The organism is Streptomyces sp. GQ60, assembly GCF_059758875.1.
The window spans coordinates 13,382-28,183 of the sequence record NZ_JCAXEG010000031.1; the positions used below are offsets into that span (position 1 = coordinate 13,382).

Annotated in this window: 9 protein-coding genes; 4 read left to right on the top strand and 5 right to left on the bottom strand. The window is 76.1% G+C overall.

Annotated features, from left to right (window positions below):
• Positions 1 to 4: 4 nt before the first annotated feature.
• The gene (locus AC6CKD_RS36265; RefSeq protein ID WP_243341589.1) at positions 5 to 442 is read right to left on the bottom strand and encodes a roadblock/LC7 domain-containing protein; all 438 of its coding nucleotides are present in this window, start codon (positions 440 to 442) and stop codon (positions 5 to 7) included.
• Entirely contained in the window at positions 439 to 3,468 is a 3,030-nt protein-coding gene (locus AC6CKD_RS36270; protein ID WP_498333488.1) for a sensor histidine kinase, read from the bottom strand. The genes AC6CKD_RS36265 and AC6CKD_RS36270 overlap by 4 nt, the downstream gene beginning before the upstream one ends.
• Positions 3,469 to 3,863: 395 nt before the next feature.
• Between AC6CKD_RS36270 and AC6CKD_RS36275 the strand changes: the two genes are divergently transcribed.
• Complete coding sequence (locus tag AC6CKD_RS36275) at positions 3,864 to 4,322, top strand: hypothetical protein (protein WP_498333446.1); 459 nt, start codon at positions 3,864 to 3,866, stop codon at positions 4,320 to 4,322.
• A gap of 46 nt (positions 4,323 to 4,368) precedes the next feature.
• Here AC6CKD_RS36275 and AC6CKD_RS36280 read toward each other — a convergent pair whose 3' ends face one another.
• The 3 genes from AC6CKD_RS36280 to AC6CKD_RS36290 all read right to left on the bottom strand — a co-directional run bounded on the left by AC6CKD_RS36280 (position 4,369) and on the right by AC6CKD_RS36290 (position 12,210).
• Positions 4,369 to 9,081: a hypothetical protein gene (locus AC6CKD_RS36280; RefSeq protein WP_498333448.1), complete on the bottom strand. Its 4,713-nt coding sequence runs from the start codon at positions 9,079 to 9,081 to the stop codon at positions 4,369 to 4,371.
• 92 nt (positions 9,082 to 9,173) lie between these two features.
• Positions 9,174 to 10,124 carry a hypothetical protein gene (locus AC6CKD_RS36285; protein ID WP_498333449.1) on the bottom strand — a complete coding sequence of 317 codons (951 nt, stop codon included), beginning with the start codon at positions 10,122 to 10,124 and terminating at the stop codon, positions 9,174 to 9,176.
• A gap of 580 nt (positions 10,125 to 10,704) precedes the next feature.
• On the bottom strand, positions 10,705 to 12,210 hold the full coding sequence (locus AC6CKD_RS36290) for a hypothetical protein (RefSeq protein WP_498333451.1): 1,506 nt from the start codon (positions 12,208 to 12,210) through the stop codon (positions 10,705 to 10,707).
• 108 nt (positions 12,211 to 12,318) lie between these two features.
• On the opposite strand from AC6CKD_RS36290, the gene AC6CKD_RS36295 reads away from it, so the two are divergent.
• Genes AC6CKD_RS36295 through AC6CKD_RS36305 form a run of 3 tightly spaced genes read left to right on the top strand, consistent with a single transcriptional unit; the run spans position 12,319 to position 14,602 of the window.
• Entirely contained in the window at positions 12,319 to 13,119 is an 801-nt protein-coding gene (locus AC6CKD_RS36295) for a LamB/YcsF family protein (protein WP_498333453.1), read from the top strand.
• Positions 13,116 to 13,742, top strand: coding sequence for a 5-oxoprolinase subunit B family protein (locus tag AC6CKD_RS36300; RefSeq protein ID WP_498333455.1), 627 nt, complete (start codon positions 13,116 to 13,118; stop codon positions 13,740 to 13,742). Before AC6CKD_RS36295 ends, AC6CKD_RS36300 begins: the two co-directional genes overlap by 4 nt.
• Entirely contained in the window at positions 13,739 to 14,602 is an 864-nt protein-coding gene (locus AC6CKD_RS36305) for a 5-oxoprolinase subunit C family protein (RefSeq protein ID WP_498333457.1), read from the top strand. The genes AC6CKD_RS36300 and AC6CKD_RS36305 overlap by 4 nt, the downstream gene beginning before the upstream one ends.
• Positions 14,603 to 14,802: the final 200 nt, after the last annotated feature.

Consider the following 14,802-nt stretch of genomic DNA (forward strand, 5'->3'; position numbering starts at 1 on the left):
CGACTCACCCTCCGGCTGGCAGCCCGGTGCGCGGGGCGGTCGCCAGGTGGTCACCGACCCGCTTGACCATCAGGGTCATCTCGTACGCGACCTGGCCGACGTCGGAGTCGGCGTCGGCGAGCACCGCCAGGCAGCTGCCGTCGCCGGCCGCCATGACGAAGAGGAACGCCTCGTCGAGCTCGACCACGGTCTGGCGGACCCTGCCGGAGTCGAAGTGGCGGCCCACGCCCTTGGCGAGGCTGTGGAATCCGGAGGCCACGGCGGCCAGGTGCTCGCTGTCCTCGCGGGTGAGGTCCTTGGAGCTGCCGGTGGGCAGGCCGTCGCCGGAGAGGACCACCGCCTTGCGGATGCTGGCGACCCGGTCGACGAGCTCGTCGAGGAGCCAGTTGAGCGGGCCGGAGCCGCGGCCCCTGGTGTCGTTGCCGGACTGCGGTGCGGTCATCGACCGTCCCCTTCGTTCTCGCATCCGGGACCGGTGGCGGCAGGGGTGCCGGCCTCGGTCGGGGACTGGTGTGGTGCGTTCTGCTGCGCTTGCCGTGCCTGCTGTACCTGGTGCGCCTGCTGCCGCGCGTGCTCGTCGCGGCCCGCGGTCCAGCCGCGCTGGAGCGAGGACATGCGGCGGCGTACGTCCTCCGCGTCGCGGTCGGCCGCCGGGCCGGCGGCGGCTCCGGCGGGTGCCGGGGCCGGGGTGTCCTTGAGCTGGGGCGCCAGGCTGGCCTGGCGGATCCGGCGGGGCAGGGTCGGTCCGGAGGGCGCCGCCGCGGGGTTCGCCGGGCCGTTGGGGGTCTGCCCCTCCTGCACGGGGTCCGGGACCGCCGAGACGGGGCGGGGCTCCACGCGGCGGCCGTGCTCGGCCACCAGGGTCGGGGTCGGCCGGCGGCGCGGGAGGGGGACGGCTCCGGGCGAGCGGGCACCGTCGGGGCGGGCGGAGTCCGCGCGCGCCGGCTCCAGGCGGACCGGGCCGGTGGGCGGCAGGGGCTCCCGCTCGCGGTGGTCGCGGTCCCGGCGGTCGCGGCTGCGGTCGCGGTCCCGGTCGTGGATGCGGTCGCGGTCGCGGTCGCGGAAGCCGTCCCGGCCCGCGTCGCGGTCGGTGAGCCGGGCGGCGCCGCGCTCGGCGGGGGCGTCGGTGGGCCGGTCGCCCTTCCAGAGGCCCGCCCGGTCGCCGGAGCCGTCCGCGGCGCGCTCGCCCATGCGGTCCGCGATGCGGTCGCCCTTGCGGGGACCGCCGCGGTCGGTGTGCCGGTCCGGGTGCGGGCGGGAGGCCGGGCGCAGGCCGAGCAGGGAGTTGCGTGAGATGCCGTTCGGCGGGGTCTCGTCGTCGAGGGTGGCCATGGCGGGCCTGCCCTTGGCTCCGGAGACCCCGGTGAGCCCGGTGGCGCCGGCGGAGCCCGCGATGCCGGTGGGCGTGCCCTCCGGGACCGGGCCGGGCTCGTCCAGCCCCAGCATGCCGATCGGGGCTTCCAGCTCGACGGGGCCGCGCAGTTCGGCGCCGGCCGGGAGGCGGCGGTCGGCGCCGCTGCCCTCGGCGACGGCCTTCGGACGGGCGGGGCCGACCGGGCCGCCGACCGCCTTGCCGCCGGCCAGCCGGATGCCGGCGCCGTTGGTCTCGGGAGCCTCCGTCAGCAGGGCCACCGGGAGGAAGACCACCGCGGTGGTGCCTCCGTAGGGGCTGATCTGGAGGCGGACCTTGACCTCGTGGCGGTGCGCGAGCCGGCTGACCACGAACAGGCCGAGCCGGTCGGTGTCGGAGAGTTCGAACTCGGAGGTCTCGGTGAGGCGGAGGTTCGCGTCGAACAGCGCCTCGGGGGTCATGCCGAGGCCGCGGTCGTGGATCTCCAGGGTGAAGCCGTTGGCCACGCGCTCGCCCAGGACCTGGACCGCCGTGTGCGGCGGCGAGAAGACGGTGGCGTTCTCCAGGAGTTCGGCGATGAGGTGGGTGACGTCGGCCACCGCCGGGCCGGCGATGCCCAGGCGCGGCAGCCGCCGCACCTCGATGCGCTCGTAGTCCTCCACCTCGGCCACGGCGGCCCGTACGACGTCCATCAGCTGGATGGGCTTGCGCCACTGGCGGGAGGGCGCGGCGCCGGAGAGGATCACCAGGCCCTCGGCGTGGCGGCGCATGCGGGTGGTCATGTGGTCGAGTCGGAAGAGGTCGGCGAGCTCCTCGGTGTCCTCGGTGCGCCGCTCCATGGTGTCGAGCAGGGTGAGCTGGCGGTGCAGCAGCACCTGGTTGCGGCGGGCCAGGTTGACGAACACTTCGGAAACGCCGCGACGGAGCTCCGCCTGCTTGACGGCGGCCTCGATGGCCGCGCGCTGGAGGGAGTTGAGGGCCTGGCCGACCTGGCCGACCTCGTCCTTCTCGTACTCCAGGCGGGGGGCCTCGGTCTCCACGTCCACGAGCTCGCCCGCGGCGAGGCGGCGCATCACTCCGGGGAGGCGGATGCCCGAGACCTCGTGGGCCTCCTTGCGGAGCCGGGAGAGGTCGCGGATCAGCTCGCGGCCGATGCGTACGGACAGGACGAGGGAGACGATGAGGGCGATGAACCCGAGCACCCCGGCGAGGGCGGCCTGGACCAGGACGTCCATGGCGACGGGCTCGACGCGCTTCTGGTAGCGGTCGCCCGCGCCGGTGCCCATGACGGCGAGGTCTTCGAGCACCTTGCCGGCGGCACCGTCCCACTGGGCGGCGGTCACGTTGCGCGGGCTGTGGGTCGGTCCCTGGACGAGGAATCGTTCCTCTGCCTCGCGCAGGGCGCGGCTCTCCGGGTTGTTCCAGTACTGCTCGAACTGCTCCCGGTCGGCGGCCGGGAGGATCGCGAGGTTGAACTCGTAGAGCAGCTTGCGGTTGGCCACGAAGTCGGAGACGTGCCGGATGTCCGCCTGGCTGACGTTACGGGCGGCGAGGGCCCCGGCGACGAGGGCGTCCTCGCGCGAGAGCGTCTCGCGTGCGCGGGTGACGCCGACGAGGGCGCGGCCCTGCTTGTCCATCTCCACGTCCTGGAGCGCGTGGAGGTTCATCAGGAAGTCGTAGCAGGGGTCCACGAGCCTGCTGTAGAGCTCCAGCGCCTGGTTGGTGTCGAGGGAGCCCCCGTCCACCGCGTCGCGCAGCGATCCGATGCTGCGGAAGGCTTCGAGGATGGAGCTCAGGTGCCGGGCGCTGGCCGGGGTGAGCTCGTCGACGACCTCCGGGTCCTTGGCGTCGGCGGAGATCTTCTCGACCGCCTCGTCCGTGGCCGTGCGGCGCTCGGCCAGCTCGGCGGTGGCGTTGGAGGCGCGCGGGTCGCCGATGACCACGAGGGTCTGGCGGCGCTCCTTCTGGATGACGCGGACGACGTCCTCGACGGGGTAGCCGACCTTGTCGATGACGTAGGCGACACCGAGCAGTTGGACGGCCTGACGGCCCGTGATCACTGTTGCGAAGCCCCAGAGGGCGGTCAGGGAGACGAGCGGCACAAGGAGCAACGCCACGATCTTCCGGCGGATGGACTTCCCGCGAAAGCGCATGGCCTCCCCAGCCTCCCCAGCTCAACCCCGTTACCGGGGGTTGGTGTTCCGTCATTTAAACGGCGTGAGCCTACTACTGCCACGGCGAACCTTCGAAGACCTGTCCGGACGTTTTCGGCCTGAGGCCTGGACGAAGATCACGAGTTGTCCGATAGTTCCCGTGAAGTGCGGCCCGATATGCGGCAGATGACACTTGGTGGGGCCTCGGTTCCCGTAGCGGAATGGATGGCTGGAATTATTCGTTCCGCGATACTTCGGGGCGCCGCGGGAGTCCGGCATCCGGGAATCTCTCGGCCTCCCCGTGCGTCTAGCTGTTCGGGGCGGGCATGAGCGGCCGTGTGGAGGGGAGGGAGCGGACCATGGCGAAGAGGTACGAGGACGACGGTGCGGAGCCCGGGACGGCGCGGGGGCAGGTCCTGTGGGTGGACCAGCCGACGGGGCGGCGGCGCATGCCGGACCCGGTGCGGAGGTCCGCGGTGCGGGCGGTGCTGATCGTCGCCGTGACGCTGACGGACGCGACGATCGCCTTCTTCCTTACGGTCACCGGCTCGTGGCTGGCGCTTCCGCTGTCGCTGTGCGCGATAGCGGGGACGGTCGTGGCCACGTGGGGCGTGCTCGACGTGCTGATCACCCGGCAGACGTGGAACCAGCGCTACGGGGTGCTCTCGGAGCCCAGCAGTACGGCGCGGGACCGGCGGCGCGAGCGCCGCAGGGCGCGCCGGGAGGCCCGCTCGGCGCCTCCGCTGCCGCCCCGCACACCCGTGCGCGGGGAGGCGACCGGCATCTGGCCGCCGCCGACGGGCACCGGGCGGGGCTGAAGCCGGCCCGTGCCGTGGTGGGCGAGCGGCCCGTCAAGAGGCGAGGTCAGCTCCGGCGGTACATGCGGGTCGCCGTGATCTCGCCGTGGATCGTCTCCCCGTCCGTGAACTGCTGGGGCAGGCCCGGACGCAGGTGTTCCTCGACGCTGATGTACTTGAGCCCCGCGCGCAGGTCGGCATCATTGCGCAGCCGGATGACCAGCGGGAACTCGGCCAGGGCCGTGGTGTCGAACAGGCCCGTGGTGTACAGGAGCTGGACGCCGAGCGCGTCCGAGACGGCCCGCTGGAGTTCCAGCAGGTACGTGGCGTTCGCGCGCCCGATCGGGTTGTCGAGGAAGAGCGTGCCCGCGTGCCGGTGCTTGTCGCGGCCCCGGTCGTTGCTGCGGAGCGCCGCCATCGTGCAGTACAGCGCGATGGCCGCGGTGAGCAGCTGGCCGCCGGAGAACACGTCGCCCATCTGGCCGACCGGGACCCGCTCGGCGCGCAGCACCGCGTCCGGCTTGAGGATCTCCACCGCGATGCCCTTGGGTTCCAGTGCCGCCTGGACCCCGTGCAGGAGCAGCGACATGCCGTCGCGGCGGCCCTCGCCGAAGGAGGCGGTGCTGTTCTTCTTCACGGCGGCGCGGGTCGCCGCGTCGATGACCTCGCCGAGCCGCTCGGTGAGGGTGGCCTGGTCGGGCTCCTCGAAGCGGATGCGCAGGAACTCCTGCCCCGACCACTCCCCCAGGCCCTCGGGGAGCTGGGAGAGCCGCTGGGCGGAGCGCAGGGTGGCCAGGGCCGACTCCACGAGGCCGCGCAGCCGGTCCACGATGCTGTCGCGGTTGCGCTCCAGCTGCGCCAGCTCGTCGGTGAGGACGCGCAGCCGGGGGGCGAAGGCCACGGCCCAGGCCGCGGCGTGCTCGGGCAGGGCGGAGGCGGGCAGTTCGCGGATCTGCTGGCGCGCGGGGGTCCGTACCTGCTCGTAGCGGTTGGCGTTGGCGTGCCGGACCAGGATGTCGCTCGCCTCGCGGACGGCGGCCTCGGCGGCCGACAGGTCGGCGGCGCAGGCCCGTAGCGAGCGTCGGGCCTCGGTGGCCGACTGGCGGGCCTCCTCCAGGCTGCCGGGGTGGGCCACCGGCTCCTGCTCGTCCTCCTGGTGGGTGTGGTCGCGCAGGAGGTCCCGGAGCATGGCCGCGGTCTCGTCGAAGCCGCCCGCGCCCTCCTCGGCGGTGCGGTGGGCGCGCAACAGGTCGGCGTGGGCCGCGCGGGCGGACTCCACGGCGGCGGTGTGGGCGGCGAGTTGGGCGCTGGCGGTGCGGAGCCTGGCCTGGGCTTCCTCGACGTTGTCGGGGATCAGCTCCTCGGGCAGCTCGGTGTGCGCCTCGCCCTCGGCGGGGGCGTGCCGTTCGGCCTCGCCGCGCAGCCGGCCGAGCTGCTCGCTCGCGGCGGAGGCGCGGGTCTCCAGCATCTGTACGAGGGCCTCGGCGCGGGCGGCCGCGGCCTGCCGCGAGGGGCCGTCGGCTCCGTCGGTGCCTTCGAGGAGCTGGGCCGCGCGGGTGCGGACCTTGTTGGTGAGACGGTCGAGTTCGGCGAGGGCCACGCTCTCGTCGCTCTCCGCCCGGGCCTGCTCGGAGCGCAGGTCGGCGCCGACGCCGACCTTCTCGTAGAGCTGGGAGGCGGCGCGGTAGGCCTCGCGCAGTGCCGGGAGCGGCGCCTTGGCCGTACCGTCCCCCTCCGGCAGCGGATCGGGTGCCCCGGCGATCTCGGCGCGCTCGGCGCGTAGGGCGCGGGCGGTGCGGCGCGCGTCGTCGGCGGCGCGCTGGGCGGCGCGGCGGTCCTCGTCGGCGGCGCGGGCCCGGTCGAGGCAGACCTCGGCGCGGGCCTCGGACTCGGCGGCGTCGTCGGCGAGTTCGCGCAGCTTGGTCTGCCAGCCGGCGCGCTCGCGCAGCCGGTAGGCGAGGCCCGCGAGGGCGTCCGCGACGCGGCGGGCGCGCTGGGCGGCGTCCTGGCGCTCGTCGCGGACCCGGGCGGCGTCGGCGGCGGCCTCGTCGGCCTCGGCGCGTACGGTACGGGCCTCCGCGAGTTCGGCGTCCGTCTCCTCGGCGAAGGCGCGGGCGGCGGCGGCCTGCTCCGCGAGCTCGGCGAGGCGGCCGGGCGGACAGCCGGTGCGCCAGGAGAGCAGCCGGGCGGCGAGCTCCCGGTCGCCGGACAGGCGGGCGGCGAGCTCGCGGATCTCGGTGTCGCGCGCGGTGGCGCGGGCGCGCAGCGCCTGGCGCTCCTCGTCGGCGGCGTGCTCGTCGTGCATGGCCGGGTTCGGCGGAACGATGAAAATGCCGGAGCTGCCGGACCCCGTGGCGTCGTCGGCCGGGGGAACCGGCGCCAGCAGGGCCGCGGCGGTGCCGACGGCGACGGTGGAGCGGGGCAGCAGGGCGGCGCCGGAGAGGACCTCGCGGGCCCGGGAGTGGGTGTCGGGGTCGGTGATGACCACGCCGTCGACGAGTTCGGGGCGGGCGGCGAGGACGGCCGCGTGGTCGGCCGGGTCCACGGACTGGGCGAGGTAGCGCCAGCCGGGGAGGGCCGGGATGCCGTGTTCGCCGAGGAACTCGACGGTGGCGAGGACGTCGGGGCCGGGCGGCAGCAGACCGCCGTCGCCGAGGGCGCCGAGGATGCGGGAGTCGTCGGCGGCGGCGGTGCGCAGGTCGAAGAGCTGGCGTTCGGCGGTCGCGACCCCGCGGGTCAGCAGGTCGCGCAGGTCGTCGGCGTTCCGGTCGAGGTCCTCGACGGTGAGCCAGCCGGCGGGGGCGGAGTTCCGGGGAGCGCCCGAGCCCGTGGCGGTGTCCTGGGGGTCGCCGGGGGCGCCCGTGGCGTTGCTCCCGGACCCGCCGGCCGGCGTTCCGCCCGCGGGGCGCGGGGACGGGGCCGCGGTGTCGGGGGCCGACGGGGCTCCCAGGAGGGCGGCCAGCCGCGGGGCCCCGGCGAGGGAGGCGGCCGCCCGGTGCTCGGCGTCGTGGGCCGCCTCGGCCGCGTCGGCGGCGTCCGCCGCGCGGGCGGCGGTCAGTTCCGCGCGGGATTCCACCCCGGCGGCCTCGCGGGCGGCCTCGGAGGCTGCGCGGGCGGCCTCGCGGGACTCGTCCCAGGCGGCGACGGCCGTCTTCTCCGCGTCGGCGGCGGCCAGGGCGGCGCGCGCCGGGTCGGCGTCGGGGGCGGAGTCGTCGAGCCAGCCGGCCCGGACGGCCTCGGCGGTCTCCTGCTGGACCTCGGCGAGGCGGGCGCGCAGGTGCTCGGCCTCGCTGCGGGCCCGCTGGGCGGCCGTGGCGGCGGCGGTGGCGGCGCGGTGGGAGGCCTCGCCGGTCTCCTGCAGGACGGCGGAGCGCTCCTCCTCCTCGTTGGCGGCGCGCTCGCCCTGCTCGGCGGCGGCGTGCAGGGCCCGTACGAGCTCCGTGGCGGCGGTGGCACGGGCGGCGAGCGCCGGGGCGGCGTCCCGCTCGGCCTCCAGGATCGCGGCGGCGACCCGGGCGGAGCGGTCGGCGGCGGAGCGGTGGCGCAGGACGTGTTCGGCGGCCTGCCAGGCGGCGTGCAGGGTGCGGGCTTCGAGGAGTTCGCGGCGCTGTGCGGCGGCGGCCTTGTCGGCGACGGTCAGGGCCAGCGAGGCGTGCCGGTAGGCGAGTTCGGCCGAGACGGCGGCGCTGCGGGCGCGCGCGGATTCGGCGGCGGTGACCTGGTGGGCGGCGCCGGTGACCCGCTGCGCGAGGTCGGCGGCGCGGCCGCGCTCCTCGCCGGCCCGGGCGGACAGCCGCCGGGCGAGGGTGCGCGTACGGCGTTCCGCTCCGGCGTGGACGTCGCGCAGCCGGGAACGGGTCCCGGCGGCTTCGACGATCTTGGTGAGGAGGTCCACGGAGCCCGCGGTGAACTCCCGTTCGGCCATCAGCTCGGCGCGGCGGCCGAGCTTGTTGCCGAAGCCGTGGACGAGGTCGGCGAGGCCGTCCGTGTCCCGGGTGTCGGTGACCGCGCGCAGCAGCAGGTCGGTGAAGTCGGAGTCCTTCTTGACCGCGAAGAGGCCGGCGGCCTCGCCCTCGTCGGCGTTCATCTCGCGCTGGTAGCGGAAGAGTTCGGGGTCGAGGCCGACCTCGGTGAGGTGCTCGTTCCAGCGGTCGTGGATCTCCTCGAAGTACACCTCCAGGTGCGGGTACGCCTTGCCGGCCTCGGTCAGCGCGTCGCGGAAGCCCTTCATGGTGCGGCGCCGCCCCTGGGCGCCGGAGGCGCCTTCCACCGGCGGGCGCACCGAAGTGGCCTCGGCCACCGGGAGGTTGTCCAGGCTGAGCCCGGGGCCGGGGCGGAAGGAGTACCAGGCCTCGGCGAACTTGCGCGGGTCGTTGGAGACTTGGCGGCCGCGCCACTCGCTGACCTTGCCGACGACCACGCACTCGCCGGTCTGGGTGTGCTGCCACTCCAGCGCCACGTGGCCGCAGTCGTCGGCCAGCAGGAACTTGCGCAGGACGCCGGAGCTGGCGCCGCCGAGGGTGTTGCGGTGGCCGGGCAGCATCACCGAGAAGATCAACTTGAGCAGAACGGACTTGCCGCCGCCGTTCTCCAGGAACAGCACGCCTGCGGGCGCCGGGCGGCGCGGCGGGCCGGTGGGCTCGTCCTCGAAGAACTCCGCCTGGGCGGGCGCCGGGTGGGGCACCGGCTCACCTACTCCGCGCAGGTCCAGCACGGTGTCGGCGTAGCGCGCGCCGGCGGGCCCGATGGAGTAGAGGCGGATCCGGGACAGCTCGTACATGGCGGCGGACTCTCGTGGTCTTTCGTAGGTCGTACGGGGACGGGTGGCGGGGCGGGTGGCGCCGGCGGCCGGGTGGCGGGGTGGCGGACGGCTCAGGCGTGGAAGGGCAGACCCGCGTCGGCGGCCAGCTCCAGGTCGTCGCCCTCGGGCGGCGGCAGCAGGCTGGCGGAGCCGTCGCTGACGGGGACCACCCCCAGGTCGAGGAGCTCGGCCATGGCCGCGCTGCCCGCCATGTCGCGGACCTGGAGCTGGTAGCGGGGGGTGGTGCGGTACGTGCCTCCGGCCTCGTCCCCGGTGCGCTGGAGGAAGCCGGAGTCGGTGAGGAAGGCGGCGGCCTTGCCGACGATGCCGGTGGTGGAACCGGCCAGCCGTCGGGCGTCCTTGGTGGCGCCGGTCGCGCTGCGGCGGGCGTAGACGCGCCAGGCGGCTTCCAGGCCGGGGGCGTCGGAGGCCGGGTCGGTGTTCTCGCCGAGTTCCTCGGCGCGCTCCTCCAGGCGGCGGCAGGTCTGCCGGACGAAGGCGTCGACGCCGTTGACGGTGATCCGGCCGATGTAGCCGTCGTCGGCGAGGTCCTCGGGGCGGGGGAAGGCGAGGGCCGCCACGGCGAGGTGGGCGAGGCCGTGCAGGAAGCGGTCCGCGGAGTCGGCGGTGGTGCGGCGGGCGTAGTCGCCCATGCGGACGGCGAAGACCGAGTCCTCGCCGGCGGCCACGGCCATGCCGGCGCGGGAGGACACCTCCAGGACGACGAGGCCGAGGCCGGTGGCGACGGCGTCGGCGAGCCGGGCGAAGGCGGGGTCCTCGCGGTAGCGGCGCAGCAGTTCGGCGTACTCGGCGTCGCGGGCGGGCAGCAGCTTGGGCTGGAGCCCGAACGCGACGAGCCGGGCCGCGTCCGCGGCGTCCGCCGGGGTGACGGGTCCCTGCGGGGGCTGGGCCGGGGCCTGCGCGTGTGCGTGCGCCTGTGCGTGCGCGTGAACCGGAGCCGGGGCCTCGTGCGCGTCGGGCTCGCTCCACGCGGGGTGCTGCTCGGCGTGGTGGTCGCTCACGGGTGGGTCTCCTCGGTGGTACGGGTACAGGTGCGGGTGTGCGGGGCACGGGCCGTGTGGGGGACGGCGGCTCGCGTCCGTGCGTGCGCGGGCGGCGGTACTGCGGCCGCTCCAGCGGCGGCAGCGGGTCCGGCGGCCGCAGCGGCGGCAGCAGCGGTTACGGGGCTGGCGGGGGCGGTTCTTCCCCCACCCCGCCCCTTCCCGAAAGCAGGGGCAAGCCCCCACACCCCCGGGTGGGACCGCGCCACCAGGGGCTCCGCCCCGGCGACGGACCCCCCGGGCGCGGCCGCGGGGCCGACGACACCGCCGACCCGACCGGACCCGGCCGTGAGGCGGGCAGCGGCGACCCCGCCGCGCGCGAGCGCGGGACCCGGTGCGACCCGGCGGCGCGTGAGCGCGGGACCAGATCCGGGCAGTTCGCCGCAGGCCCGGAAGGCCGCGGACCCGGGCTGCGCGCCGCCGCCGCGTGTGAGCGCGGGGCCGGGCACGGGGGGCTCGGCGCGGCAATGGGGCTGCGCAGCCGCGGGCGCGGGCCGGGTGGCTCGTGGCGAAGGGGGGCGACTGGCCGGTGCGGGCGGGGTCATGCCGCCTCCGTGCGGTCCGCCGTCATGGCTGCCGCGTCGAGCAGGGCGGTGCCGACGATGAGGTCCGCGCCGCCGAATTCCGGGTCGTCGAGCTCGGTGCCGTCGTCGACCGCGAAGAGGAGCCGCTCCTCGCCCTGGCGGTACGCCGTGCCCACCGCCGGGCTCGCCGCGTGGACGGCCAGCAGGGCGACCAGGTAGGGCAGGTCGGGGTCGGAGCGGCGGGCCTCCGCCAGGAGGCCGGACAGGCGGCGCGGGGCGTCGTGCGGGAGTTCGAGGAGTGCCATCGCGGCGGCGAGCTGCTCCTCGCTGAAGCGGCTGTCGTCCGGGGTGGCGATCAGGTCCGGCTCCGGCATTTCCAGACCGAGGTGCTCACGCTCCACCGGCGGGGTGAGCAGGATCTCCACCAGGTCCGCGACGCGGACCGAGACGGGGGTGCGCAGGCCCGCGCCCGACGCGAAGAAGGCGTCCGTGACCCGGATCGCCCGGGCGACCGGGAGCGGCAGCGTCGGGGCCACGAGCTGCCCGTACAGGTCGATCCCGGAGCGCGGCGCGGGGGCCGCGAAGGCCTGGCGGTCCTGTTCGGCGCGGAAGAGCGGTCCGGCGTCCAGCAGCCGGGACTGGAGCTGGGTGTGGCGGCGGATGCAGTCCTTGACGATGTCGACCAGCTCGGCGGCGCGCCGCTTGTTGTCCGGCTCCTCCGCCTCGTCGCGGGCCTTGCGGATGTTGGTCAGGATCGCGTTCTCGTGGCGGTAGCGGTCGGCCACGTGGTCCAGGGCCTCCGCGATCATGTCGGGGACGGTCACCAGCCAGTCCACCGCCCGCACGTTGCGCCGGGTCGCGTCCAGCGTGCGGCGCAGGGTCTCGGCGTACTGGACGGTGCGGTAGCGGGCCTGCTCGGCGGCGAGCTGGGCGTCGGCCAGCCGGCCCCGGCTGATCAGGACCTCCAGCTTGACCTCGGCGGCGATCTGCGCGCTGGTGACGTCCGTGTCGAGGGCGCCGACCAGGACGTTGACCGCCTCGTCCGTCGTGCGCAGGTACACCGCGCCGCCGTAGCCCGGGACTTCCTCGATGAGCTTGAAGTCGTAGTCGCGGCGGACGTACACCCCGTCCGGGCCGAACGTGCCGTAGATCGCGCGGAATCCGCGGTCGACGCTGCCGACGTTGATCAGGTTCTCCAGCACCCAGCGGGCCACCCGCTCGTGCTCGGCCGCGGGGCGCGTCGGCGCCTGGGCGGCGACGCGCGGCAGCAGGCGGGCCACTATCTGCTCGTGGTCGGCGCCGGTGTCGAAGTCCATGTTGAGCGTGACCAGGTCGATCGCGGCGAGCGCGACCTCCGCCATCGCGTAGACCCCGTACTCGCCGGCCAGATTGGCCTTGCGTACGTCGAGGTCGTGCAGCGGGGCTGTGCAGGCGAGCGCGCGCAGCCGCCGGGCCAGGCCCTCGTCGGCGGCCGGGCCCGGCGCCGGAGAGGGAAGGGTCTTCGCCGGGGCAGGGAGAGTCACGGGCAAAGACTAGGCGCTGACCCTGACAACATCCCAAACGGGATGGTTCGCCCGATCCTCCCCGGCCGACCGCCCGCGGGGGTCCGCGCCCTGTTCTACGCTCACCGCATGGCATCCATGATCACGCCGGACATCCCGGCGGCCGCCCCGGTGATCGATCTCAACGCAGACCTCGGCGAGGGTTTCGGGCGGTGGACGCTGACCGACGACGAGGCCCTGCTGTCCGTCGTCACGAGCGCCAACGTCGCCTGCGGTTTCCACGCCGGGGACCCGTCCATCATGCGCCGCGTCTGCGAGCTGGCCGTCGCGCGCGGGGTGCGGATCGGGGCGCAGGTCTCGTACCGGGACCTGGCGGGCTTCGGCCGCCGCGCGATGGACGTGCCGGCCGGTGAGCTGGCCGACGAGGTGGCCTACCAGATCGGGGCGCTGGAGGTCTTCGCGCGGGCGGCCGGGTCCCGGGTGTCGTACGTGAAACCGCACGGCGCGCTCTACAACCGCACCGTGCACGACTCCGGCCAGGCCTCCGCCGTCGTGGCCGGCGTGCTGCTGGCGGCCGGTCCCGCCGGGCTCCCGGTGCTCGGGCTGCCCGGTTCCCTGCTGCTCGCCGCCGCCGGGCGGGCCGGGCTGGCCGCCGTACCGGAGGCCTTCGCCGACCGTGCCTACACCCCCGCGGGAACCCTCGTACCGCGCGGTGAACCGGGCGCCGTGGTCCACGATCCGGACGCGGTGGTGGCCCGCGCGGTGGACATGGCCGCCGGGCACGCGGTGACGGCCGCGGACGGCTCCCGGATCCCGGTGGCCGCCCGCTCGCTGTGCGTGCACGGGGACACCCCGGGGGCGGCGGACCTGGCCCTGCGCGTCCGCGGGGCGCTCGGCGCCGCCGGGGTCCGGGTGGAGGCCTTCGCGTGAGGGCGCTCGTGGCCGGCGCCGAGGCGCTGCTGCTGGAGGTGGACTCCGCCGAGGAAGTGGCGGCCCTGCACGCGGAGCTGCTGCGGCGGCGGGACGCGGGCGAGCTGGGCGGCGTACGGGACATCGTGCCGGCGGCCCGGACCGTCCTGCTGGACGGGGTACGGGAGCCGCGCGCCCTCGCGGCCCGGATCGCCCGCTGGCGGGTCGCCCCGCTCGCGCAGGCCGACGGGCCGCCGCCGGTGACGGTCGCGGTGCGCTACGACGGCCCGGACCTCGCGGAGGTGGCCGCGCTGTGGGAGGTGTCCCCCGAAGAGGTGCCCGGCATCATCGGCGGAGTCACCTTCCGGGTGGCCTTCTGCGGGTTCGCCCCGGGCTTCGGCTACCTGACGGGCCTCCCCGCCCGCCGCCACCTGCCCCGGCGGGCGACGCCCCGTACGGCGGTACCGGCGGGCTCGCTGGCCCTCGCGGGCGAGTACGCCGGGGTCTACCCGCGCTCCTCCCCCGGCGGCTGGCAGCTGATCGGAACCACCGACGCGGTGCTGTGGGACCCGGCGCGCGAGCCCGCGGCGCTGTTCGCGCCGGGGGTACGGGTGCGGTTCGCCGAGGCGGGGGCCGCGTCATGAGGGGGCTGGAGGTCGTACGGGCGGGGGCGCTGACCACCGTCCAGGACCTGGGCCGGGCCGGGTACGCCCACCTCGGCGTCCCCCGCTCGGGGGCCCTCGACACGGGGGCGCACGCGCTGGCGAACCGGCTGGTGGGCAACCCGCCGCGGGCCGCCGCCCTGGAGACGACCGTGGACGGCGTGGGTCTGCGGGCGGTGGGCGGCCCGGTGACGGTGGCGGTGACCGGCGCGCCGTGTGCGGTACGGGCCTGCGGGCGCCCCGCGGCCTGGGGCGCCCCGGTCCTGCTGCGCGCCGGGGAGGAGCTGGAGGTGGGCCGCGCGGAGTCGGGGGTGCGCGGCTACGTCGCGGTGCGGGGAGGGTTCGCCGTCGAGCCGGTGCTCGGCAGTCGCTCGACCGATCTGCTGTCGGGCCTCGGGCCGCCGGTCCTGTCGGCGGGGGCGCTGCTGCCGGTGGGTGCGCCCGGTCCGGATCCGGTGGCCGGGGTGGACGCCCCGGCGGCGCCGGGCCCGCCGTCGGAACTGGTGCTTCCGCTGCGGCTGGGGCCGCGGACCGACTGGTTCGCGGCGGAGTCGGTGACGGGGCGGCTGCTGCGGGCGACGTACCGGGTGTCGGCCGCTTCGAACCGCATCGGGCTGCGTACGGAGGGGCCGCCGCTGGTCCGGGTGCGGGGTGGGGAGCTGCCGAGCGAGGGGATGGTGCTCGGTGCGGTCCAGGTCCCGCCGGACGGGCAGCCGGTGGTGTTCCTCGCCGATCATCCGGTGACCGGGGGGTATCCGGTGGTCGGGGTCGTGGCGGCGTCCGCGCTTGACGCGGTGGCGCAGGTGGGGCCGGGGGTGGCGGTGCGGTTCGTGCTGCGCTGACGGGGCGTGCCCTCCCGGGGCTTTCGCCCGGGCCCCGGATCCGGCTGTGGCGGACCCGGGCCCGAGGCACCGGCCGTGCCCGGGGTTGCGGCTGCGGCCGTCCGTGCCGCTGCGCGGGGCGGAGTTCCCCTACCCGCCCTTCCACCGTTCCCCGGGCTCCGCCCGGACCCGCGCCTCGAACGCCGGGGGGCTGGGAAGGG